The organism is Schaalia sp. 19OD2882, from assembly GCF_018986735.1.
Classification (GTDB): Bacteria; Actinomycetota; Actinomycetes; order Actinomycetales; family Actinomycetaceae; genus Pauljensenia.
Window position 1 is genome coordinate 1077437 of record NZ_CP065521.1, and the last position, 23030, is coordinate 1100466.

The 23030-nt window shown below is 66.9% G+C and carries 24 protein-coding genes and 1 tRNA gene; 14 read left to right on the plus strand and 11 right to left on the minus strand.

Annotated elements, in window-relative coordinates; translation table 11 throughout:
- Positions 1 to 40: 40 nt before the first annotated feature.
- From cysK to I6B53_RS04765, 5 genes are all read right to left on the minus strand, one after another.
- A complete protein-coding gene (gene cysK, locus I6B53_RS04745; protein ID WP_216765091.1) occupies positions 41 to 973 on the minus strand; it encodes a cysteine synthase A in 933 nt (310 codons plus the stop codon).
- Positions 974 to 1058: 85 nt separating this feature from the next.
- Positions 1059 to 1211 carry a hypothetical protein gene (locus I6B53_RS04750; protein WP_216765092.1) on the minus strand — a complete coding sequence of 51 codons (153 nt, stop codon included), beginning with the start codon at positions 1209 to 1211 and terminating at the stop codon, positions 1059 to 1061.
- A gap of 15 nt (positions 1212 to 1226) precedes the next feature.
- The gene (locus I6B53_RS04755) at positions 1227 to 1877 is read right to left on the minus strand and encodes a YigZ family protein (RefSeq protein ID WP_216765093.1); all 651 of its coding nucleotides are present in this window, start codon (positions 1875 to 1877) and stop codon (positions 1227 to 1229) included.
- A gap of 1 nt (position 1878) precedes the next feature.
- Complete coding sequence (locus I6B53_RS04760; protein ID WP_216765094.1) at positions 1879 to 2730, minus strand: bifunctional 2-polyprenyl-6-hydroxyphenol methylase/3-demethylubiquinol 3-O-methyltransferase UbiG; 852 nt, start codon at positions 2728 to 2730, stop codon at positions 1879 to 1881.
- Between the two features lie 104 nt (positions 2731 to 2834).
- A complete protein-coding gene (locus I6B53_RS04765) occupies positions 2835 to 3887 on the minus strand; it encodes a GTP-binding protein (protein ID WP_216765095.1) in 1053 nt (350 codons plus the stop codon).
- A 96-nt stretch (positions 3888 to 3983) separates the two neighbouring features.
- On the opposite strand from I6B53_RS04765, the gene rpmB reads away from it, so the two are divergent.
- The 7 genes from rpmB to I6B53_RS04800 all read left to right on the plus strand — a co-directional run bounded on the left by rpmB (position 3984) and on the right by I6B53_RS04800 (position 6763).
- Positions 3984 to 4220, plus strand: coding sequence for a 50S ribosomal protein L28 (gene rpmB, locus I6B53_RS04770; protein WP_216765096.1), 237 nt, complete (start codon positions 3984 to 3986; stop codon positions 4218 to 4220).
- Positions 4220 to 4393 carry a 50S ribosomal protein L33 gene (rpmG, locus tag I6B53_RS04775; protein WP_216765097.1) on the plus strand — a complete coding sequence of 58 codons (174 nt, stop codon included), beginning with the start codon at positions 4220 to 4222 and terminating at the stop codon, positions 4391 to 4393. Before rpmB ends, rpmG begins: the two co-directional genes overlap by 1 nt.
- A 1-nt stretch (position 4394) precedes the next feature.
- Entirely contained in the window at positions 4395 to 4700 is a 306-nt protein-coding gene (gene rpsN / locus I6B53_RS04780) for a 30S ribosomal protein S14 (RefSeq protein ID WP_216765098.1), read from the plus strand.
- A gap of 39 nt (positions 4701 to 4739) precedes the next feature.
- Complete coding sequence (locus I6B53_RS04785) at positions 4740 to 4985, plus strand: type B 50S ribosomal protein L31 (protein WP_216765099.1); 246 nt, start codon at positions 4740 to 4742, stop codon at positions 4983 to 4985.
- Positions 4986 to 5007: 22 nt separating this feature from the next.
- A complete protein-coding gene (ykgO, locus tag I6B53_RS04790) occupies positions 5008 to 5130 on the plus strand; it encodes a type B 50S ribosomal protein L36 (RefSeq protein ID WP_216765100.1) in 123 nt (40 codons plus the stop codon).
- A gap of 155 nt (positions 5131 to 5285) precedes the next feature.
- On the plus strand, positions 5286 to 5456 hold the full coding sequence (gene rpmF / locus I6B53_RS04795) for a 50S ribosomal protein L32 (RefSeq protein ID WP_216765101.1): 171 nt from the start codon (positions 5286 to 5288) through the stop codon (positions 5454 to 5456).
- A gap of 68 nt (positions 5457 to 5524) precedes the next feature.
- On the plus strand, positions 5525 to 6763 hold the full coding sequence (locus I6B53_RS04800; protein WP_216765102.1) for a GTP-binding protein: 1239 nt from the start codon (positions 5525 to 5527) through the stop codon (positions 6761 to 6763).
- A 65-nt stretch (positions 6764 to 6828) separates the two neighbouring features.
- Here I6B53_RS04800 and I6B53_RS04805 read toward each other — a convergent pair whose 3' ends face one another.
- The 3 genes from I6B53_RS04805 to I6B53_RS04815 form a co-directional block, all read right to left on the minus strand.
- The gene (locus I6B53_RS04805) at positions 6829 to 7596 is read right to left on the minus strand and encodes a hypothetical protein (RefSeq protein ID WP_216765103.1); all 768 of its coding nucleotides are present in this window, start codon (positions 7594 to 7596) and stop codon (positions 6829 to 6831) included.
- A 110-nt stretch (positions 7597 to 7706) separates the two neighbouring features.
- Positions 7707 to 8399: a bifunctional 2-polyprenyl-6-hydroxyphenol methylase/3-demethylubiquinol 3-O-methyltransferase UbiG gene (locus tag I6B53_RS04810; protein WP_216765104.1), complete on the minus strand. Its 693-nt coding sequence runs from the start codon at positions 8397 to 8399 to the stop codon at positions 7707 to 7709.
- Between the two features lie 85 nt (positions 8400 to 8484).
- Positions 8485 to 8560: transfer RNA gene (locus tag I6B53_RS04815), tRNA-Arg, on the minus strand.
- Positions 8561 to 8951: 391 nt separating this feature from the next.
- On the opposite strand from I6B53_RS04815, the gene I6B53_RS04820 reads away from it, so the two are divergent.
- The 6 genes from I6B53_RS04820 to I6B53_RS04845 all read left to right on the plus strand — a co-directional run bounded on the left by I6B53_RS04820 (position 8952) and on the right by I6B53_RS04845 (position 18919).
- Positions 8952 to 9374 (plus strand): winged helix-turn-helix domain-containing protein, encoded by a 423-nt coding sequence (locus I6B53_RS04820; protein ID WP_216765105.1) that lies wholly within the window; start codon positions 8952 to 8954, stop codon positions 9372 to 9374.
- Between the two features lie 508 nt (positions 9375 to 9882).
- On the plus strand, positions 9883 to 12060 hold the full coding sequence (locus I6B53_RS04825) for a glycoside hydrolase family 3 protein (RefSeq protein WP_216765106.1): 2178 nt from the start codon (positions 9883 to 9885) through the stop codon (positions 12058 to 12060).
- A 51-nt stretch (positions 12061 to 12111) separates the two neighbouring features.
- Positions 12112 to 12561, plus strand: a complete 450-nt coding sequence (locus I6B53_RS04830; RefSeq protein ID WP_216765107.1) for a hypothetical protein — start codon at positions 12112 to 12114, stop codon at positions 12559 to 12561.
- Between the two features lie 123 nt (positions 12562 to 12684).
- Positions 12685 to 15627 carry a glycoside hydrolase family 3 protein gene (locus I6B53_RS04835; protein ID WP_216765108.1) on the plus strand — a complete coding sequence of 981 codons (2943 nt, stop codon included), beginning with the start codon at positions 12685 to 12687 and terminating at the stop codon, positions 15625 to 15627.
- A 65-nt stretch (positions 15628 to 15692) separates the two neighbouring features.
- A complete protein-coding gene (locus tag I6B53_RS04840) occupies positions 15693 to 18110 on the plus strand; it encodes a glycoside hydrolase family 3 C-terminal domain-containing protein (RefSeq protein WP_216765109.1) in 2418 nt (805 codons plus the stop codon).
- Positions 18111 to 18205: 95 nt separating this feature from the next.
- Positions 18206 to 18919 (plus strand): hypothetical protein, encoded by a 714-nt coding sequence (locus tag I6B53_RS04845; protein WP_253953973.1) that lies wholly within the window; start codon positions 18206 to 18208, stop codon positions 18917 to 18919.
- Here the strand turns inward: I6B53_RS04845 and I6B53_RS04850 are convergent.
- Genes I6B53_RS04850 through ilvA form a run of 3 tightly spaced genes read right to left on the minus strand, consistent with a single transcriptional unit; the run spans position 18911 to position 22294 of the window.
- Positions 18911 to 20236, minus strand: a complete 1326-nt coding sequence (locus I6B53_RS04850; RefSeq protein ID WP_253953974.1) for a GHKL domain-containing protein — start codon at positions 20234 to 20236, stop codon at positions 18911 to 18913. The genes I6B53_RS04845 and I6B53_RS04850 overlap by 9 nt on opposite strands.
- Positions 20233 to 20943 (minus strand): LytTR family DNA-binding domain-containing protein, encoded by a 711-nt coding sequence (locus I6B53_RS04855; RefSeq protein WP_216765110.1) that lies wholly within the window; start codon positions 20941 to 20943, stop codon positions 20233 to 20235. The genes I6B53_RS04850 and I6B53_RS04855 overlap by 4 nt, the downstream gene beginning before the upstream one ends.
- A 58-nt stretch (positions 20944 to 21001) precedes the next feature.
- Positions 21002 to 22294 (minus strand): threonine ammonia-lyase IlvA, encoded by a 1293-nt coding sequence (ilvA, locus tag I6B53_RS04860; RefSeq protein WP_216765111.1) that lies wholly within the window; start codon positions 22292 to 22294, stop codon positions 21002 to 21004.
- A gap of 86 nt (positions 22295 to 22380) precedes the next feature.
- Between ilvA and orn the strand changes: the two genes are divergently transcribed.
- Complete coding sequence (gene orn / locus I6B53_RS04865; protein ID WP_216765112.1) at positions 22381 to 23019, plus strand: oligoribonuclease; 639 nt, start codon at positions 22381 to 22383, stop codon at positions 23017 to 23019.
- The last annotated feature ends 11 nt before the right edge of the window (positions 23020 to 23030 follow it).

Consider the following 23030-nt stretch of genomic DNA (forward strand, 5'->3'; position numbering starts at 1 on the left):
TCCGCTCAACGCGGACGCCCCGGTGACGTCCCGGCAGGACTCAGTCGACCAGGTCCTCGAAGAGCTTGGTCGACAGGTAACGCTCACCGGTGTCGGGCAGGACCACGACGATGGTCTTGCCTGCGGACTCGGGGCGGGCCGCCACCTGGGCGGCGGCGGCGAGAGCCGCGCCGGAGGAGATTCCGACCAGCAGGCCCTCCTCGGCTGCGGCGCGACGTGCGGTGGCCAATGCTGTCGGGGTGTCGATGTCGATGACCTCGTCGACCACGCTCGGGTCAAAGGTCTGGGCCACGAAGTTCGGGCCAAGGCCCTGGATGCCGTGCGGGGCCGCTTGGCCGCCGGTGAGCAGCGGAGACTCGGCCGGCTGGACGGCGACGACGTGCAGGCCGGGATTGCGTTCCTTGAGCACGGTTCCCACTCCGGAGACGGTGCCCCCGGTTCCCACGCCTGCCACGAGGATGTCGACACGACCGTCGGTGTCGGCCCAGATCTCCTCCGCAGTGGTGCGGCGGTGGACGGCGGGATTCGCCGGGTTGGTGAACTGTGAGGCGATGATCGACCCGGGACGCTCGTCGCGGATCTTTTCGGCCTCGGCCACTGCCCCGGACACGCCGCCCGAGGGGTCGGTGAGGACCAGTTCGGCGCCGAAGGCGCGCATGAGGACGCGACGCTCGACGCTCATGGAGGAAGGCATGGTGATGACGACCTTGTAGCCGCGTGCCGCGCCGACCATTGCCAGGGCAACGCCGGTGTTCCCGGAGGTGGCCTCGATGATGGTGCCGCCCGGCTCGAGAGCGCCGGAGGCTTCGGCGGCGTCGACGATGGAAGCGGCGATGCGGTCCTTGACGGAGGAGGCGGGGTTGAAGGCTTCGACCTTGGCCAGGACGGTGGCATCGCCCGGAGTCAGGCGGTTGATGCGCACGAGGGGGGTGCGTCCGATGAGTTCAGTGACATTTGCGGCGATGGCGGACATGGGTGTTCCTGTCTGTGGACGGAAGGGGGCAGAGTCCGACCCGGGCTGGGACTCGCAAGGGTGGAGTGGGCGGCCAGCAGCGTGCTCAGGGGCGCCAGTGGGGCTGTCCGCCCTGCGTACACGCGGGGCGCGCCTGGGCCTGCCAGCACATCGAGGCGGCCATGGACAGCGCGGCGCGGCGTGCACCGGCCTGCACGTGTGCCCCGCAGGCGGGGGTGCAGCTGGTCCGGCGCATCATGTGTCCAGCCTATGGTCAAGGTCGTGGAGCGTCCATTTCTACGCTGGTCGTGCCCGCCACATGGAAGCTGCTCCGCCCGTGAGTCAGGCTTGCCAGCAGTTCATGAATCGCGCGATCCTGCGCCTTGTCGACGCCTATGCGCAGGGTGACCTGCTGGTCCCAGGCGACATCGAGGACGAACGCCCCTGCAGAGCGCATCTCGGCCTCGATCCTTCCTGCCTGGGCCGGAGGAAGTGTGGTCTCTAGGACGTCCAGTTGAAGGACCCGCGCTCTGGGTGCCAGGGCCAAGGCATCGGAGACCGCATTGGAGTAGGCGCGAGTCAGGCCGCTTGCCCCCAGCAGGATCCCGCCGAAGTATCGGGTGACCACCGCAGTGACATTCCACACCCCTGCGGCCCGCAGGGCTTCGAGCATCGGTGTGCCGGCCGTACCCGCGGGCTCTCCGTCATCGCTGGAGTGCTGGTGGGGGGAGCGGCCTTCGACCTGGATGAGGTAGGCCGAACAGTTGTGTCTGGCCTGCGGGTGCCCGGCCTTCACCTGGTCGATGAATGCGCGAGCCCGGCCGGGAGAGTCCGACCGCGCCAGCGCCGTGATGAAGCGGGATCGTTTGACATCGATCTCGTGCACAAGGTGTGTGCCTGCCGCGATGGTCTCGATGGCCGACATGCTACCGCGTCTGAGGTCGGTGGGCGCGGATGATGAAGGCGAAGGGGAGGACATCAGGGGTGTCCTTCAGCCGGAAGGCGCAGTCCTCACCTCGTTCCATGAGGTCTGGCCAGCGCGCCCAGGCGGATTCACGTGTCTCCTCCAGTGAGTCGATGACCAGGCCCGCCTCGATGAGGGAGGTGACGACTTCACCCAAGGAATGGTTCCACGAGTGGTTGCGCGTGGACGCAAGCGGAGCCACGCCCTCGCCCCTGGGGACGTAGGACTCCTCGGACTCCCAGGTCAGCGGTTCCTCGCACTCGAAGTAGGGGTCGGTCAGGACCAGTCCATTGGAGGTGTCGTCGCCGACGGCCAGGAACATCGGGTGGTCGTCGCGGACGAAGAAGCGGGCGCCCGGTCGCATGAGTGAGGCGACCACCTGCGCCCATCTTCGGATGTCGGGCAGCCAGGACAGGACACCGATGGAGGTGTAGACGAGGTCGAAGTCTCCCTGGACGGCCGCCCTCGCGTCGTACACATTCGACTCGACGTACTCGACCTCGACCCCCGCGCGCTCGGCAATGCTGCGTGCGCGCCGCAGGGATTCCCCGGACAGGTCGACTCCCACGACCCGGGCGGCGCCAAGGCGTGAAAAGCCGATGGTGTCAGTACCCAGGTGGCACTGGAGGTGGATGACATCGAGCCTCGAGAGGTCACCCAAGCGGTCCACGTCCTGTGCGAGTTCCGGCGAGATCGCCGTGGGATCGGCCAGGAGCTCGGCGATCCCGTACCCAGATTCCTCATGCAGGCGGGCGCGTTCGTCCCAGTTGGCCGCATTATCGGCGAAGTAGGCGTCGTGGCTGGTCGAGTTCATCGGGCCCCTCCTTGCCCCATCATCGTAGGTGATCGCCGGCACGGACATGCGGCTCCGCAGGGTTTCGACGTGCAGCTCCGCGCGGATTCGAGAGGCTGCGGGGCTCAATCCTCCTCGTCCGGGAACCAGTGGGACAATCCGTCGTCCGCGCCGATCCACACGAAGGCCTCCGGCATCTCCGCCTCGGTCATGAGGATGTTCGAGAAGGCCGCCTCGACCCTTTCGCGCACCCCGTCCTCGCCGGTGCCCGTGACGACGATGTGCGTGTGGGCGGAGGTCTCCCAGCCGCCGGCGGTGCCCACCGACGCCGAGCCCCCGTTGACCTCCCACGTGCAGATCGTGTCGGGGCGCGAGGGCAGCCAGAAGCAGCCGCGCGCACATGTGCCGCCGGCGGCCAGGTCGGTGGCGAACTCCAGCAGGCGTTCGGGGTGGAAGGGCCGCTCCGAATGCAGGTCCAAGGTCCACACTCCATGGGTCGTCGGGCCGCCCCAGGCGGAGGTGGAGGCCGGATGGACTCGCTCGATGGCGCGCTCGACGTCGTGGCGCGCCACGAACAGGACATCAGCGGTGACCTGATCGAGGTGGTCCAGACGCAGGGTGTCGAAGGGACGCAGGTGTTCGACCAGGTCTCCGCCGAGCTCGTCCTCGCCAATGCTGAGCAGCACGTCGGCGTATCCCAGCGAGGTCATGAGAACCTCTCCGGTGCAGCGGGTGTCGTCCTCGAAAAGGGCCAGGCCGACCTCGGACAGGGGAGTGTGGGTGAGCAGATCCCTGCGCGCATTGTCCTGACTGATGGCGTGCACGCAGGTGGTGACCTCGCAGTGCTCGAGGGCCTCGCCCGCTTGGGTCAGTCCTGCGAGCAATGGGACGACGACCACGGGTTCGACCGCAGTGGGCAGGCACAGTGTCAGGCGCTCGGTGCCGCCGTGTGCCATGTCGACGAGGGCGGGGACGACGGCCTCGCGAAGGGAACATGTGAGGCACGGGTGCGCCAGCGGGATCCTGTGTTCCCACAGTTGCCTTCCGTGGCGTGTGAGACGCAGCACGGCGTCGTCCTCGTCGAAGTCGCAGGTCAGCAGGTCGGCGCAGTCACTGGCCGCCAAGGCGGCGAGGTCGCGGACGAGGGGGTCCGTGGTCGACAGGACTGACAGGAGCATGGGGGAGGACCTCCGGGAGGTGTGAGCCGGCGCGCAGTCACGGAGTGGGCGCCGAGCAAGTTTGCGCGAATGAGAATCGTTCCTAATATAGAGCCCATGAGTAACTACTGTCAGGTCACGGGAGCCAGGCCGGGATTCGGCTTCTCGGTGTCCCACTCCCACCGCCGCACCAAGCGGCGCTGGGACGTCAACGTCCAGAAGAAGCGTTACTACGTGCCCTCGCTGGGGCGCACCGTGACGCTGACCGTGTCCGCCCGCGGCATCAAGACCATTGACAAGGTGGGCATCGAAGCGGTCATTGCCGACATGCGCCAACGAGGGGAGGAGTTCTGATGGCGTCGAACAAGTCCAAGGACCTGCGCCCGATCATCACCCTGCAGTCCACCGCGGGCACCGGATTCCGCTACGTGACCACCAAGAGCCGACGCAACACCCCCGATCGCCTGCGCATTCGCAAGTACGACCCGGTGGCCCGTAGGCACGTCGAATTCGTGGAGACCCGCTGACATGGCAAAGAAGTCGAAGATCGCCCGGAACCTGCAGCGTGCAGCTGTCGTGGCCAAGTACGCCGAGCGCCGGGCGGCCCTCAAGGCCGCATCCGTCAACCCGCACCTGACCCAGGACGAGCGTGACGCCGCAATGAGGGCCCTGCACGCCCTGCCTCGCGACGCCTCACCGACGCGCCTTCGCGGCCGCGGCATCTCGGACGGTCGCCCGCGCGGATACATGCGCAAGTTCGGTCTGTCCCGCGTCCAGTTCCGCCAACTCGCCCTTCGCGGTGAACTGCCGGGCGTCACCAAGTCCTCCTGGTGAGGCACCTCACCACCGCACCACCACACCCAGGGAGTCCCCATGAAGCCCGGAATCCACCCGGACTACCACCCGGTCGTCTACCGCGACCGTGCGGCGAACTTCGCCTTCCTCACCCGTTCGACCCGCACCAGCGAGCAAACCATCGAATGGGAGGACGGGCGGACCTACCCCGTCATCGACGTCGAGATCTCCTCGGCATCCCACCCCTTCTGGACCGGCAAGTCCCGCATGATCGACACCGCTGGCCGCGTCGAGAAGTTCTACGCCCGCTACGGGCGCAAGTGAAAGCACGTGAGAGGAGGCACCTGTGAAGGTGCGCGCATCGATTCGATCGCTGGCCCGGCAGCCAGGGTCGATGGTGGTCCGCCGACGCGGACACCTGTACGTCATCAACAAGAAGAATCCGCGCCTCAAAGCGCGTCAAGGCTGAGACGAGGATCGCACGCAGCCGAGTCGACCCGAGGTCGGCAGGCCGCGTGCCCCGTGCTAGACTTCACGGGTTGCCATCCGCGCGAACGCCCCAATGTGTGGGGGTCCGCGCAGGGCCGGCAAGGAAATCGTCACCGAGTAGACAGGGGTAGGGTCATGGCAGTTCCCAAGCGCAAGATGTCCCGTGCAAACACCCGCACTCGCCGTTCCACGTGGAAGGCCGACCTCACCGAGCTGAACACCATCAAGGTGGCCGGCCGCGAGGTGCGGGTCCCGCGTCGTCTGGCGAAGGCGTACAAGAACGGCCTGCTGGACGTCGAGGCCTGAGCCCCGATCCCGTAGGAGAGCCCGTCACCCCAGGTGGCGGGCTCTTTCCGTCACGACACACCGATCCCATGGCTGCCAGATCCGCTTGCTCCGCCCGCCGCCGCGTGCCCGTCATCGCACTGACCGGACACTTGGGTGCGGGCAAAACCACTGTGCTCAACCACCTGCTGCGTCGACGAGGGGCGCGCCTGGGAGTCATCGTCAATGACGTCGGCCAGGTCAATGTCGATGCGGGGCTGGTGGTCGGGCAGGTTGACGACGCCGTCTCGGTGCCCGGAGGGTGCCTGTGCTGCCTCAGCGCCGAGGAGGGCATGGACGTCGCTCTGCGCAAACTCGACCGACCCGACCTGCGCCTGGACGCCGTGCTGGTCGAGACCTCCGGCATCGCCGACCCGGTGACCGTCGCCCACCTGCTGCGCACCTCCCGTGTCAAGGGCATGGCGCCCGGGGGAATCGTCGAGGTCGTGGATGCGATCAACCACTTCTCGACCATCGACACCGGGGTTCTTCCGCCCACGCGCCTTGCCGCGGCGACCCTGGTGGTCATCAACAAGACCGACCTGGCCGAAGAGCCCGTGCTGGTGGAACGGATCGAGTCCCGCGTGCGCGAAGTCAACCCGTGGGCACTGGTCGTGCCCACCAGCCACGGCCGAGTGGACCCCGACCTGGTCTTCGACACCCAGTCCTGCATCCCCGCACCCGACGAACTTCCCCTGTGGGAACTCTTCGACGACCCAGTCGAGCCGGAAGGGGCCCCGGACGGGGCGGGATCCCGGGTGCGCGCGTCCTCGCCCGGGGCGAGCGCAGGGCACGAGGGCGCCGCCGGCGAGTCCCGCCACGACCACACCCACGCCGATGTCGTCACCGTGGAGGTGGGCCGGCCCGTCCATCCCTTGGCTCTTGCCGAATTGCTCGAGCCCGTCCCGGGCCAGATCTACCGCCTCAAAGGACGCCTGCCCGTGCGCTGGACCAATGGGGAGAAGTGGCTCCTGGTCAACTCCGTGGCCGGACAGGTGCGCCTGTCCGCCCTGTCCGAAGCCCAGATCCCGCCCGGTCGGCGAGGTGAGATCGTCGCCATAGGCATGGGAATGGATGTTTGCCGGGTCGAGTCGCTGCTCGCCGGGCACCTGCACAGGTGGGGGCCGGAGGATGCGGTCGAGGACCACTGGCATCTGGAGGACCAGGCGGCCACGACCCCGCCCTCGTCGCGGACAGCCGACGTCGCTGGGGCAGATCCTGGACAGGAACGCGCCGCACGGCTGGAGGGGGTGCGGCGCCTGCGCATCCTCCAGCGGCGCAGCGCCTGAGGGGCGCCAGTGCGTGCGCCTGTGCCGGCGGGGCCGCCCGGGGTGGGGGCGGGCATCCATGCGGCTCAGAAGAAGATCGTCTCCTTGTCGTTCATGAACGCGCCGTGTCCGGAATCGGCCACCCAGCACGTCATGCCGGCCGGGTCGTTGGCACAGACAAAACCCTCATGGGCCACGACTTCGCCCACTGGCACCACTTGCGGCCGGGGCAGCTCGGCCTCCTTGCCGCTCAGGGCGAGCTGCCACGTGGGCATGTCCGACTGGATGCCGAGCTCGGGCACGCCGGCCTTGTCCTGCCACCAGATCGCCCAGCGAGGATTCTCCGAGCCCTTGTCGTCACGACCGTAGGGCATCGTCGTCCGGTAGCTGTTGACGTGGCATCCGATGATGTTGTGACGGATGTCGCACCCGATGCCGCCGTCCTCGGTGGCGAAGATGGTGGAGTCGTACGCACCGGTGAGCACAGTGGTGACGGGGCGCGCGCCTGTGGGCACCGGGCCGCCCGCACCCGGATGAGCCTGCGACGGAGGTGCGTCGGCGACCACCGGGTCCGAAGATCCCCCGGGCGCGGGGCCATTGCCCGTACGCATGGCGCCGGACTCGGGTGAGTGCGGGCGAGGTGACCCTTCACTCGGGCTCGGAGGAGCCGGTGGATTCGTCGCGGATTGCTCCATGGCTTCGGACTGGCCGGATCCGCCGGCGTTGCCCGCTCCGGAAGATCCGGTGTCGACCTTTCCGGCGGTTCCGACCGAACATGCGGCAAGTCCCAGGCAAACGGTCGCAAGGACGGCCCACGCGGTGGCGTGTGCAGGCGTGGTCTTCGGTGTCGGCATGACTTCGCCTCCCAGTCGTCGGTGTCTCCTTCGAACATGTGCGACCACCGTAAGACGAGTGTGTGAGCTCTGCCACCAGGAGAGTTCAAGTGTGTGAACCTCGGGAGGCTTCAGGCCGTCAAGGTCCTGCGAAGCAGAATTGCACCGTCCTTGAGGATCGCCGTGGTCCCCTCCGCGCCGCTCGCCTCACGTTCGCGAATCTCGACCAGGATCTTCTGCCACGCGTCGGGGTCCAGGTCGAGCAGTGCGAGTTCCTTATCCGGGGCGTGCAAATGGTGTCCGTGCGCACTCCCGTCGCCCGTGGACAAGTGCCCTCTCGCCCACGGCGGGGGAGCGGCGTGGGAGATGATCGCCAAGTGTCCTCCGGGGGTGACGAGGGCGGCGGCGCCCCGAAGGATCCGGATCCGGTCGAGTTCGACGGGGGAGTGCAGGAAACTTGCGCACACGAGGTCGAAGCCGCTGCGTGGACCCAGCGCCCGTAGGTCTGCCGCGACAGGGCCGGACAGGTCGGCGACCTCGAAATGCGCCCGGCCCGGCGCCACAGGCGCATCGTCGGCTGCCGCGCGTGCCCTGGCGATCGCCGTGGGGGAGATGTCCACCCCTGTGGCTTCCCAGCCTTGCGCCGCCAGCCAGAGGACGTCCCCGCCCTCGCCGCATCCGAGATCGAGGGCGGTCCCCGGGGCAAGCGGGCCCACGACCTCGGCAAGCGTGCGATTGACCTTGCCCGTCCACACCTGCGGCGCTCGTGAGTAGCGTTCCTCCCAGTACTGGGCAGGGGTGCTGGTGACGGGCGGGTTTGCCACGCGTGATCCTCCTCCTCGCTTCGCTGCGCGCGGTGGTCCTCGGCTGTCGTCGTGCTCGAGCCCCGCGCCGGTGACAGTGGACGAATGGCGCCCCCGACAGGACTCGAACCTGCAACCTCGGGATTAGAAGGCCCTTGCTCTATCCATTGAGCTACGGAGGCGGGGCCGACACGTCCTGGAGGACCAGCGCGGTCGGCGCGAGGTCAAGGGTAGCGCACGGGACCGGTCGTGCCCGTTCGAGGAGGCTCTTCATGCCCAAGGCCGCCCCGGTGACGTGGAGGTGTCACACGGGTCCGAAGTCCGGACGTGGTGGGGGCGCCACTTTGACATTGCGATGACCTCTGGCACACTCGTTCCCATGTCTGCTCTCGAGATGCGCGTGTGCCGCCCCATGTGCGGCTCGATGTGCTCTCGAATGTGCATGTGATCGACACCCGGACCCCCAGTCGATCCAGCCGCCGATCAAGCCCCGGTACCCGGTGACGGGTCCCCGTGCGAGGTGTGAACCCGCGGGAGCGGGTGCAGCGGCCCCGTTGAAACGGATGCACAACCATGACCCTCGTCCACACCCCCGAGACCATCTCCGCCCAGGGCGCCCAGACCACCTTCGAAGAATTCCTGCAGATCCTCCAGAGCCTTCGTCTGAGCCCCATTCGAGTCGAAATCGACGTCGACGCGGCAACAGTGCGCGTCGACGGCGAGGACGTCCCCCTGTGCCTCAAGGAGTTCGAACTGCTGTCGCATCTGGCCACCAATGCCGACCGCGACGTGTCACGGGCCGAACTCTTCGAGACCGTCTGGCAGGGCCGCGGCCTGGATTCGACCTCACGAACCGTCGACTCCCACATCCGCCGCCTTCGTGCAAAACTCGGCGCGGCCGACCTCATCTCCACCGTGCGTGGACAGGGCTATCGCTTCAACCGCACCGCCCACGTGCGCCTGCGTCACTCCGGCGTGCACACCCTGGCGGCCTGACACGACGGTTCCACACCCCTCGTGGGCCGAAGATCTGCGTGCAGATTGCGGCCCAGACACGCTCGGATCACGAAGCGGTCACGATCGGGACGTGTCGCGACAGGTTGTGCACGCCAATCGACAGATCATCCACGCGGTTGAGCGCACCCTGCTCGGATTCCTTGAGCATCTTCACACGGCGCGCGTGACGCAGTTGCCTGTCGGGGCCCGGCCGGCAAGGCCCCGGGTACGCGCCGCTGAAGGCAGGTCATCGTCGACCTGTGGACACGAGGACGTGAGAGGACACGCGATGCGTTCGACACCTTTGATCAGAGGGGTGGCCGTGTGTGGTGCGGCCGCCTTTGTGCTGGCGGCGTGCTTGCCTGCGAATTCGCCTGCCAGTGGGCGGGCGGGTGTGAATGACACGTCGACGTACATTTCGTCGACGGTCACCGATGGGAAGACCGAGTTCACCCGGGTGCTGAACCCGAACGGGGGAGCGACATTGTCGTTCTCGGTGGATGGTCCGATGTCGTTGGTGGAGGCCAAGGACGGTGAGTTCACCTACGCCTTCAAGGACATGAATGCCAATGGGAAGTTGGATGCTTTCGAGGACTGGCGTCTGGGGGCTTCTGAGCGTGCCGCGGATCTGGCCCCGCAGTTGAGCAAGGAGCAACAGGCGGGTCTGATGTTGTTCTCCTCGCATGAGCGTGCTCCGGGTGACGGGTTGACGGATGCGCAGAAGGACTACCTGCAGAGTTCCCATCTGCGGAACGTTTTGAATGCGGGGCCCTCGGACACGAAGCAGAACGTCCAGTGGGTGAACGAGATGCAGGCTTTCGTGGAGACGCTTGCCGGGGAGGGGACGCCGTACGTTCCTGTGAACTATTCGTCCGATCCGCGTTCGGATGCGTCGCACACGGGTCTGTTCACGCAGTCGGGTGAGATCTCGAAGTGGCCGAGTTCATTGGGCCTGGCGGCGACCTTCAAGCCCGAGACCGTGTTGGAATTCGGTCAGATGGCCTCTGCCGAGTACAAGGCGTTGGGCATTTCGACTGCGTTGAGCCCGCAGATCGACTTGGCGTCGGAACCGCGCTGGTTGCGCAATGCGGGGACTTTCGGTGAGGACTCGAAGATGGCCGGTGCCATGGCCAAGGCTTATGTGGAGGGTTTCCAGGGGACCTTCGACGAGTCGGGTCAGAGCATTGGTTGGGGTGCGGATTCAGTCAATGCGATGATCAAGCACTGGCCCGGCGACGGGGCTGGTGAGGGCGGCCGCGAATCCCACACCAACGCCGGAAAGTTCGCCGTCTTCCCGGGCAAGAACCAGCAGGAGCACATGTCGGTCTTCAAGGAGGCGATCGGCGCAGGTGCCGTCATGACCGACTACTCCGTCATCCTCGACGGTGAAGGCGGATCCCTCTACGACGACGGGATCGTCGCCACCTCCTACGGTGCCAAGCGCCTGTCCATGCTGCGCGACGACAACAAGTACGAGGGCGTCATCTGCACCGACTGGGGTGTGACCAAAGCCCTGTCCGACAGCGCCGACCTGCCCTTCGGCATGGCGTACGGCGCAGAGAAGATGAGCCCCGTCGAACGACGCTTCGTCATCCTCAAGAACGGCACCGACATGTTCGGCGGAGACAATGACGCCAAACCCGTCCTTGAGGCCTACGCGATGTGGGACGCCGCTCACGCCAAGGGCGAGGTCCCAGTCGATGCGAAGACCCGTTGGGCCCAGTCCGCAGCTCGAGTGCTGACCATGGAGTTCAACGCCGACGCCTTCGACGATCCGTACCTGGTGCTGGAGGACTCCCAGGCCGAGGTCGGCTCCCAGGACAAGGTGGACGCCGGAGTCGAGGCTCAGCTGAACTCGGTGGTCACCCTGAAGAACAACGGGGTCATCAAACTGGACGAGAAGGCCGACTTCTCCGACAAGGTCGTCTACGTGCCCCACACCTTCGACCGCGGCTGGGACGGAGTGTTCGGCAAGGCCGAGGTCACCGAGGGCCTGTCCGTCAACGAGGACGTCCTGAAGAAGTACTTCAAGGAGGTCGTCACCGACTCCGTCACCGACAACGCCGACGGCACCTTCACCTACAAGGCCCCCGACCTGGCCAAGGTCGACATGGTCCTTGTCGGCCTGAACTCCCCGAACAACGGCAACGCCTTCACCAAGGCCGGATGGAACCAGAAGGACAACACCTGGTACCCGCTGACCCTGCAGTACAAGCCCTACACCGCTGACGGAGCGAATGTGCGCAAGACCTCCATCGGTGGCGACACCAAGGAGGACGGCAGCAAGGAGAACCGCTCCTACTTCGGCGCAACCTCCAAGATCTCCAATGCGGCGGACCTGGAGGCCTTCGAACGGGCCGTCGAGGCAGTCAAGGCATCGGGCAAGGACATCCCCGTGCTCACCCTGCTGCGCGCCAACAACCCGGTGATCCCCGCAGAGTTCGAAGCCGCCTCCGACGCCATTGTCGTGGGCTTCGGAACCGCCGACGAGGCCCTGGTGCGCATCGCACTTGGCCTGCACGAGTCCAACGGACGACTGCCCATGCAATTCCCCAAGGACATGGACACCGTCGAGGCCAACAAGGAGGACGTGCCCAAGGACGTCACCCCCTACAAGGACTCGGCCGGCAACACCTACGACTACGGCTTCGGCCTGCACGCAGACGGCAAACCCATCACGGACTGACCGTCCATGGCCCACCCACCCCCCACGGATCGTTCCCGGAAAGGAAACACCATGAAGAACAGCATCATCCGCACCGCACTGGCAGCGACCCTCGCCCTCGGCCTGGGAGCGGGCCTGGCCGCCTGTGGTGGCGCCACCACAGGTGGCGACGCCGCCGCGTCCGGTGCGGCGACCTCCTCCCAGTCCGCTGGCAGCCAGACCGCCCAGGGTGAGGACGCCGAGACCAAGGCGGACCTGGAGCTGGCGCTCAAGACCGTCAAGGACACCTTGGCAGAGCAGCCCGACCTGCCCAAGGTCTACCTGGCCGGAGACGTCGACAAACCCACGGAGAAGTACGGCATGCTCGTCGTGCCCTACAAGCACTCCGACGCCACCGAGAAGCTCACCACCTCGATCGTGGAGATCAAGGACGGCAAGTACGTGATCGGTGCCCTCGCCAAGGAGTCCCAGAAGACTTGGCAGATCGACCAGGACGGCAACATCTCCGAGAAGACCAAGTGAGATGGACGACCTCCGCCCTTCGGGGCGGACCGTGGGGGAAGCCCGGGGCCGTGGGGACGCGGCCCCGGGCCACCACACCACCAACACCAGCCCACGCAGGACAAGCGACAAGGAGTCGAGGAAGTGGCTGACACGAAGGCGCGGACGCCCATGTCCAACACCAAGTTCCTGGGGATCTGGGGGAGCGTACTGGCCGTCCTCCTGGTCCTCGTCATCATCGTCAACGTCGCCATCGGCATTTTCGACCGGTGGATCGGCTCCCAACTGGGGGCGGGCACATACGAAGTGATCAACTCCGAGGCCGCCCAGTCCTGGGACACCACCTACTACACGGCCGACTACGCCGACCTCGACTCCCACATGAGCGCCGCCAGTGCCCTCATCGAGCAGATCGAAGCAGAAGGCGTCGTCCTGGCCAAGAACGAGGGCGCCGCACTGCCGCTGTCCTCAGGCGCAAAGGTGACCATGTTCGGACGCGCCGCAGCCGACCCCGTCTACGGTGGTGCAGGATCCGGCTCCGTCGACGTCACCAAAGCCGTCAACGCCCGCACCGGCCTGGAGAATGCGGGTTTCGTCGTCAACGACACCGTCTACCAGAGCATCGCCACATGGGCCGAAGGCAACGCCCGCGGCGACATCGTCATGGACAAGCCGGAAGAATCCAGCTACACCATCGGCGAGCTGCCCGTCGCCCAGTACGAGGCCAACAAGGCCACCTTCGCCGACTACGGCGACGCCGCCCTGGTCTTCATCGGACGCCCCGGTGGCGAAGGCGGCGACCTTGCGCGCGACATGAAGGGCTGGGACGACAACTACACCGAGGGCCAACACCAACTCGAACTCAACAAGGACGAGAAGGACCTCATCGAATTGGCCAAGGCGAATTTCGACAAGGTCGTCATCCTCGTCAACGCCTCCACCACCATGGAACTGGGCACGGTCCAGGCCGACACCGGCGTCGACTCCATCCTGCTCATCGGCTCCCCGGGCCTGTCCGGCTTCAACGGCGTCGGCCAGGTGCTCTCCGGAAAGGCCAACCCGTCGGGGCGCACCACCGACATCTGGGCCGCCGACTTCACCAAGGACCCCACCTTCGTGAACTTCGGAAGCTTCGTCTACGACGACCTCAAGGTCTCCTACCCCTCCACCGCCTTGGCGAATGTGGCCTCGAACCAGGAACTGTCCGACCAGGCGACCTTCGTCAACTACCAGGAAGGCGTCTACCTCGGCTACCGGTACTACGAGACCGCCGCCGCAGAGGGCTTCATCGACTACGACCAGGCCGTCGTCTACCCCTTCGGACACGGACTGTCCTACACGACCTTCGAATGGAGTGCCGCCACCCCTGTGGTCGGTGACGCCAAGGGCACGGTCACGGTCGAGGTCACGGTCAAGAACACGGGCACCGCGCCCGGAAAGGACGTCGTCGAGGTCTACTACTCGGCCCCCTACACCAAGGGCGGCATCGAGAAGCCCTCCGTGGTCCTCGGCGGCTTCGCCAAGACCCCCGTCATCGCCCCCGGAGCCAGCGAGAAGGTCACCGTCGAATTCCCCGTCCAGGACATGGCCTCCTACGACTACAAGGGCGAGGGCGCCTACGTCCTCGAAAAGGGCGCATATGGGATCTCCGTGCGCAAGGACTCCCACACGGTGGCCCCCGGAACGACCCCGTACGTGCACAACATTGCCGAGACCGTTGTCTTCAACGACTCCAACCCCCGACAGGGCGACGACACCGCTGCCGTCAACCGCTTCGACGCGGTCTCGGCCGCCTTCACCGACGACCCGGCCGACAAGGGCTCGAAGATCCTCAACATGTCCCGCGCGGACTTCAAGGGCACCTTCCCGACCGCACCGGCCGGCGACCTCATGCACGCCAGCGACGTTGCCCAGTCAGCCTTCGCCGTCCACGACCACCAGGGCGCCGCAGCCGCCGCGAAGGTCGAGATGCCCAAGACCGGCGTCGACTCCGACCTGACCCTCATCGACTTGCGGGGCCTGCCCTACGACGACCCCAAGTGGGATGAACTGCTCGACTCGATCTCCGTGGACGACATGACCGACATGCTGCTCAACGGCGCCTACAACTCGGCGGCCATCCCCTCGGTGGGCAAGCCGGCGGTCACCGACCTCGACGGCCCGGCCGGTTTCTCCTCCTTCATCAACGCCTCCGTCAACGGCCCGGCCTTCACCTCGGAGTTCCTGCTCGCCCAGACGTGGAACGTCGACCTGGCCGAGCAGATGGGTGAGATGGTGGGCAACGAGTCCCTGCTCAAGCAGGTCTCCGGCTGGTACGCGCCGGCAATGAACCTGCACCGCAGCCCCTTCGCCGGCCGCAACTTCGAGTACTACTCGGAGGACCCGCTGCTGTCGGGCAAGATGGCCGCCGCAGTCTCCCGGGGTGCCGGATCGAAGGGCCTGTACACGACCCTCAAGCACTTCGCCCTCAACGACCAGGAGACCAACCGCGTCAACAACGGCGTGTCCACCTGGGCCAATGAGCAGACGATCCGCGAGATCTACCTGCGCCCCTTCGAGATCGCCGTCAAGGAGGTCACCCTTCCGGTGACCTACATCAGCGACGACCAAGGCACGCTGGCCGAGACCGAGATCGGTGCGGCCGCCGTCATGAGCTCCTTCAACCGCATCGGCGGCGTCTGGGCCGGCGGCGACCGACGACTCATGCACGACGTGCTGCGTGGCGAGTGGGGCTTCACGGGATTCGCCATCACGGACTTCAACCTGTACAACTACATGAGCCCCGACCAGGCAATCGCGGCCGGAACGGACCTCACGCTCTCCTTCGCCCCGTCGAAGGCCTATGCGGACACGAGCTCCGCCTACGCGGTGGCCAATCTGCGTCAGGCGACCAAGAACGTCCTGTACACGGTCGCCAACTCCAATGCCATGGTCGGCCTTGCCCCCGGAGCCACCGTCACCTACACGCCACCGACCTGGAAGTACGTCCAGTGGGGCGTGAGCGCCCTGCTGGTGCTCCTCATCGCCGGTGGGGGCGTCCTGGTCGCCAGGCGCGTGCGCGCACAGGCCCCGACCCGGGACAAGTGACCTGACGCCGCCTGCGCGCGCACGGCCCGCAGGCGGCGTCCCCCAGCCGAGCGAAGGAACAGACGATGACCTCGGAGATCAGCTCCCTCCTGGACACCCTCACCCTGGCAGAAGCCGCCGCCCTGCTCTCGGGCGCCACCGAGTGGGACTCGCGCGCCCTGCCCGCAAAGGGGGTCCTGTCCTTCGTCATGTCCGACGGCCCCCACGGCATCCGCCGCCAACTCGGAGACGGCGACCACCTGGGGATCGCCGCATCCGAACCCTCCACGTGCTTTCCGACGGCTGCGACCCTCGCCAACTCGTGGGACCCGGAACTGGCCGAGGAAATGGGACGCGCTCTCGGCCAGGAGGCTCTGGCCCTCGGGGTGGACGTGGTCCTTGGCCCCGGACTCAACATCAAACGATCCCCCCTGTGCGGACGCAACTTCGAGTACTACTCGGAGGACCCCCTGCTCTCAGGCCGGATGGCGGCGGGCATGGTCCGCGGCATCCAGGAGCAAGGAGTGGCGGCCACACCCAAGCACTTCGCCGTGAACTCCCAGGAGCTTCGCCGCATGGCATCGGACTCCGTTCTGGACGAGCGGACCATGCGCGAGATCTACTTGACCGCTTTCGAGATCGTCGTGCGCGAGGCTCACCCGCAGGTCCTCATGTCCTCCTACAACAAGGTCAACGGCGTCCACGCCCACGAGAACCCCCTGTTGCTCACCGGCATCCTGCGCGGCGAATGGGGATTCGACGGAATGGTCGTCTCCGACTGGGGCGGATCGAACTCCGCAGTGGCGGCGGTGGCTGCCGGAGGCTCCCTGGAGATGCCGGCACCGGGCCTGTCCTCCGTGCGCGAGATCGTCACCGCCGTCCAGGAGGGTCGCCTGGCCGAGGCCGACGTGCGCGCCCGCGCCGCAGAGGTCCTGCGTCTGGCGGCGGACCCGCCCTCGACCCGCCCGGATCATCCCCGACTCGAGGCCGACGCCCACCATGCGCTGGCCCGGCGCATCTCCACTCGTTCCTCGGTTCTGCTCAAGAACCGCGACGGCCTGCTTCCTCTGGCGCCGGGCACCCGCATCGCCCTCGTCGGAGACATGGCACGCACCCCCCGGTACCAAGGATCAGGATCCTCCCAGGTCAACCCCACCCGACTGGAGAACCTTCTCGACGAGGTCGCCTCCACCGACCTGCACCTGGTCGGCCACGCCCAGGGATACGACCGGCAGGGGGCCCCACGGCCCGTCCTCGTCGACGAGGCCGTCGCCCTTGCCAGGCGCAGTGACGTCGTCATCCTGGCCATCGGATTGGACGAACTCTCCGAATCGGAGGGCCTGGACCGTCGGCACATGCGCCTGCCCGCTGTGCAGACCGAGCTTCTTGCCCGCATCGCGCAGGTCAACGCGAAGGTCGTGGTCGTCCTGTCCAGCGGCTCGGCAGTGGAGTGCGACTGGGAGAAGGACGCCGCCGCCGTCCTGCACACCTGCCTGTCGGGCCAGGCGGGGGCAAGTGCCACGTGGGACCTGCTCACCGGACGCGCCGAGCCCAGCGGACGCCTGGCCGAGACGTGGCCGCTCCACCTGGAGGACCATCCGAGCGCCGACCTCGTCCCGGCAGCCGGGCCGGTCTCTCAGTACCGGGAGGCCCTGTACGTCGGCTACCGCTACTTCGCCCACACCAACACCCCCGTGGCCCACCCCTTCGGTTTCGGCCTGTCCTACGCCAGTTTCGAGCGGCGCATCCTGGCGGTTGACGGCCACGGGGTCGATGTGGAGGTGCGCAACACCTCCGAGCGGGACGGGTGCGACGTCATCCAGGTCTACGTCGAACGCCCGGGCAGGGTGTGGGGCCCCTCGCGCACACTTGCCGCCTTCCGAAGGGTCGAGGTCCCCGCCGGGGCCGTCCAGAAGGTCCGGATCGACTTGGACGAGTACGGCTTGCGGCACTGGGACGGTCAAACCTCCTCGTGGCAGCGCGAAGCGGGGGAGTGGAGCGTGTGCCTGGGCACCGACGCCATGCACATCGTTGACCGTGCCGCGCTGACTCTGGAGGGCACTGACGTGGTGGCCCCCGCGCCCCCCGCCCCGTACGTCGACGGACAGGTGCGCTCGGTGGCCCGCGCAGACTTCGAAGCGTTGCTCGGACACCCACTTCCACCCACCGAGGACCCTCACGACCTGGCAGAGGACTCCCCCCTGTCCGCCATGGCCGGTGCTCGCAGCGCACTGGCACGCATGGCTGCGCGCCTGCTCGAACGCAAACGCCGCCAGGCCGACGCCAAGGGGCATCCGGACCTCAACATCCTCTTCGTGCAGAACATGCCCTTCAGGGCGCTGGGGAAGATGACGAAGGGCGCCGTGACACCGGAAGCCGTCGACGGGATCGTCGACCTGGCCAATGGGCGCACGTGGCGCGGCCTGCGCCGCACGGCCTCCGCCCTTGTGCGCGCCAAGCGCGATGACGCGCGCACACGCGCCGAACTCGGCGTCCCCCGCTGAGCTCCCGCAGGACCGCCCCCGCGGCCCGCTGCGCCCCACCAATCCCACCACCGACGACAGCGACTGCCGGAAGACCGCAGGAAAGAGACACTGAGATGCTCACACGGATCAAAGCACTGTGGAAGCGCTTCGAGGACAAACACCCGACTGCTGCCCAGTTCATCCTCTTCTTCGTCCTGTCGAACTCGGTGACCGTCCTGCAACTGGTCGTCATGCCTGTCTTCCGGTGGATGCTCGGCTTCACCAGCCTCATCGACGTGCCCTTCCTCTTCCTGCCCATCGGCGTCATCGACGGCAACACCGTGTACATGTTCGACTACGCGGCGGGCCCGGTCGATGCGGCCGGCCTGGGAGGCGGCCTTGCCTACTTCCTGGCGGTGGAGGTCTCCCTGCTCGTCGGCCAAGTGGTCAACTTCTTCGTCCAACGCAACATCACCTTCCGCTCGAACTCGTCGGTGTGGAAGGCCGCCATGTGGTACGCCATCGCCTACGTGGTCATCACCGTGGTGGCTGCGGCGGCGCAGGTGGTCTACAAGGGCCCGATCTACGCCTTCTTCCAGGACATCATGGGGGTCGGCCCGGGACAGACCGCCGCTGACGTGCTCACGATGTTCATCAATTCGGCCATCTCCTTCTGGATCTTCTTCCCGATCTTCAAGTGGATCTTCCGTCGCGTCCCCGAGGAGGAGGCTGCCGGTGCGCGAGGCGTCGCGAAGGAGAGCACCGAGGACGCCGGCGCACACGCGCCGACCTCCGCCCTCGACCACGAGGCCGACCGCAGCGAGGCGGCGAGGACTCCGTCACTCTGAGACGCTCCCCCGGGGCAACAGGACCGTCAGGGTGAACCAATTGCCTTCGACGTCGCCGGTCACCTCGCCGCCGTGTTGACGGGCGGTCCAGCGGATCGAGCGCAGGCCGATGCCGTGGCCCCGCGCCTCGGTCTTGCGCGTACGCAGCTCGCCGTCCTCGTCCCTGACGAGTGTGCCGTCGAAGTAGTTCTCCACCCGCAGCACCGTCATCGTGCCCTTGGCGTGCAGCGCAAGGCGGATGAGGCGCTTGTCCGGGTCACTCACGTGCAGGGCCGCCTCAATGGCATTGTCCAGGGCGTTGCCGAAGAGGGTGGCCACGTCCATGGCGCTCAGGCCCGCCACCAGCGTGCCGTCGGCGACGACGGTGAAGGTGATGTGACCCGCCGCGCAGGACTGTGCCTTCGACGTGAGCACGACGTCCAGCACGGGGTTTCCGCACTCGTACTGGACTCCGATGGCCCCCACCGACCTTTCCAGTTCCTCGAAACGCTCGACCGTGCGCTGAGGGTCGACCTCCGCGCGGATCAGCGCGATCTTGTGCTTGAGGTCGTGGTGGGCACGACTGACGGCCTCGATGTTGGCCTTGGACTGCAAGTACTGGTCGTGCTGGGCGCGCAACTGCGCCTGGACGGCAGCCAGGTCCGCCGCGGCAGCCAACTCACGGATGCGTTCCTGCTGGGTGTACAGCACCAGGAAACCGCACAGGTCCACGAGAGTGCGAATGTAGAAGACCTCGGAGTCGGCCTGCCCGGAAAAGGGGGAGGGCACTCCGGTGAAACTCAGGTTGGACATGGCGAAGGTCAGCGTGGCCACTGCAATGGCCACCCACAGGTCCGCGTGTTCGAGGTGGAGACGTTCCCCCTCGGGGAAGTGACGCCTCTCCAGCAGCCACGCCGGCCCCAGGACCAGCAGCGAAGCCGCCGCGGTCAGAGCCGCCGAGGGCGGGTCCCATGGAGAGGCCGAGGGGTGGAACCACACTGTCAGCTGCCAGGCGAAGGAGGCCAGCAGTTCGGCAAGGATGAAGGCGCGGGCCGTGAGGTTGCCGACCACGACCCACCCCGCCATGGTCGACCAACGCACCACCAGGGCCATGGCGCCCACCGATGCGGCCATCCCGACCAGCCACAGGTAGTGCGGGGCATGGCCTGCAGCCACCTGGAGGCAGACCAGGGCCGGCAATCCCAGGACGAGGACGGCAATGGCATGCTTCCTCGGCGTGCGCGTGCGCCACAGGTGCCACACGTACAAGGCGCAGGCCGCCCATTCCGCCAGCCCCGTGTGGACGCGGGGGATGTCGGGCAGGACCTGGTCGATCACCGGGACCGCCCGGCATGGCGGGTGAGGGCCGTGAGGAAGGCCCGCTTGCGAGGTCGGGAGATGCGCAGGTCCTCTCCGCCGGTCATCACGCAGGACTGGTCGCGCACCCCCTGCACATGCGCGAGGTTGACCAGGTAGCAGGAGTTCGAACGGAAGAAACCATGCCCTTCCAGCTGGGCCTCCATGTCCTTGAGAGTGCCGACCAGCGAATGGTCGCCGGCAGTGGTGTGGACCGTCAGGCGGTGTTTGACGGATTCGATGTAGATGACGTCCTCCACCGCCACACGCACCATCTGGGTGCCCGTCTGCAACAACAGGGAGGCCGAGCGGCGACGCCGCACCTGCGTGAGGCAGCGGGTGAGCTCCTGTTCGAAGGCGAACCACGGCAAGGGCTTGAGCAGGAAGGACAGGGCATTGACCTCGTAGCCGCGAATGGCGTGCTGAGCCGCTGAGGTGATGAACACGATGACCACCTGGTCATCCATGCTGCGAATGTGGTGGGCGGCCGTCAGCCCGTCGATCCGCTCCATCTGGATGTCCAGGAAGACGATGTCGTAACGGGGTCGGTAACCCTCCAGGATCTGCGCGCCGTCGGTGAACACGGACACGTCGAAGGACAGGTCATGCTCGGCCTCGTAACGGGCCAGGTAGTCCAGGACGAGTTTTCGCGACACGGCATCGTCCTCGACCACTCCGATCCTGATCACAAGTCACCTCCTGTGATGCCGGGAATTCCATGGTAGGTGGGAAGGCGCGCCCGCAGATTCAGATGACGAGACGGTAGATCTCCGAATCGGCTTCGAGCTCCTCCACGTGCAAGGGGGACGCCTCCATCCTGCGACGCAGTCCCTCGATGTCCGCCCGGTCCGCCAAGTCGATGCCGACCAGGGCGGGACCTGATTCACGGTTGTTCTTCTTCGTGTACTCGAAGTGGACGATGTCGTCCCCCGGCCCCAGGACGTCCTCCAGGAACATGCGCAGCATTCCCGGCTGCTGGGGGAAGGTCACCAGGAAGTAGTGACGCAACCCCTCGTGACGCAAGGACCTTTCCATGATCTCCGCATAGCGGGTCAGATCGTTGTTGCCTCCGGAGACCACACACACCACCGCGCCGTCCCCGCGCCCCAGCACGCGCTCACGGTCCTGGGGGGTGGCCAAGTGCAACTGAGCGGCCGTCGAGGCCAGAGCGCCCGCGGGCTCGGCGATGACACCGTCGGACTGGTACAACTCCAGCATCTGCGTGCACACGGCGCCCTCTGGCACCACCAGCACGTCGTCCACCTCGCGCATGACGACCTCGAAGGGCAGGGCGCCGGCCCGCCCCACTGCAGTACCGTCCACGAACGGGTCCACCCGCTCCAAGGAAACCGGCGTGCCCGCATCCAGAGCAGCACGCATGGACGCCGCCCCCTCCGGCTCCACACCGATGAGACGCACACCCGGCCGCGCCGCCCGCAGAGCCACCGCAAGGCCGGCCACCAGACCACCACCGCCCACCGGCACCAGGACGCACGCGGTGTCGGCAGGCATCTGCTCGGCCAACTCCACCCCGATCGTCCCCTGACCGGCAATGGTCATCGGGTCGTCATAGGGATGCACATAGGTGCGCCCCGACACGCGGGCGGCCTCCTGTGCCAATGCGTTGGCCCTGTCGAAGGTGCCGTCGACGATCACCTGCTCGACCCAGTCACCACCGATCACCTTGATGCGATTGCGCTTCTGCTTGGGAGTGTTGGCCGGAAGGTAGATGGTTCCGCGAACCTCCAGGTGCGCACACGCATAGGCCACACCCTGCGCGTGGTTGCCCGCCGAGGCGCACACGACTCCCGCCTGGCGCTGGGCGGGGGACAGGGCGGCCATGCGCGCATAGGCGCCGCGCACCTTGAAGGACCGGCACTTCTGCTGGTCTTCACGCTTGAGGAGCACCTCCACCCCCAAGGCATCGCTCAGGCGCGCCGAATGCGAGACGGGGGTGCGTCGAATGATCCCGCGCAACACCCGGTCGGCCTCGTTGACGAGGGCGGCGTCAAGGGTGACAGGCGTGCCGTTGCCGGACATGGGGGCCTCCGAAACTCCAGGTGCGAGTGCGCCAAGGATTCTACCGAGGCGCGGGCCCGCACCTGAGCGCGGCCTATCCTTGTGGGATGACACGAGCACCCAAGGACCCCCTGGTCTGGATCGACTGCGAGATGACCGGCCTGGACGTCGCCACCGACGCCCTCGTCGAGGTCGCCGTGGTCGTCACCGACTCCGAACTCAACAGCCTCGACCCCGGCATCGACGTCCTCATCGCCCCACCCCAGGAGGCCCTGGACTCGATGAACGACCTGGTGCGCACCATGCACACCTCCTCCGGGCTGCTGGAGGACCTCAAGGACGGCATCACCATGGACGAAGCGCGCTCGCAGGTCCTGTCCTACGTCAAACGATTCGTGCCCCAGCCCCGCAAGGGCCTGCTGGCCGGCAACTCCATCGGCACCGACAAGGTGTTCCTCGAGGCGAACATGCCTGACCTCATTGCGCACCTGCACTACCGGGTCGTCGACGTCTCCTCCGTCAAGGAGCTCGCCAAACGCTGGTACCGCAGGGCCTTCGAAGAAGCCCCCGCCAAGTGCGGTGGACACAGGGCGCTCGCGGACATCCTGGAATCCATCCAGGAACTCCAGTACTACCGGCGCGTCCTCTTCCCCCAGGAGCCGCCCACCCGTGAGCAGGCGGTGGCCGCGCGTGAACATGTGATGGCCATGGGAATCACCTCCACCGGGTGCCAGCGCACCCGGTGAGTCCCGCCTGA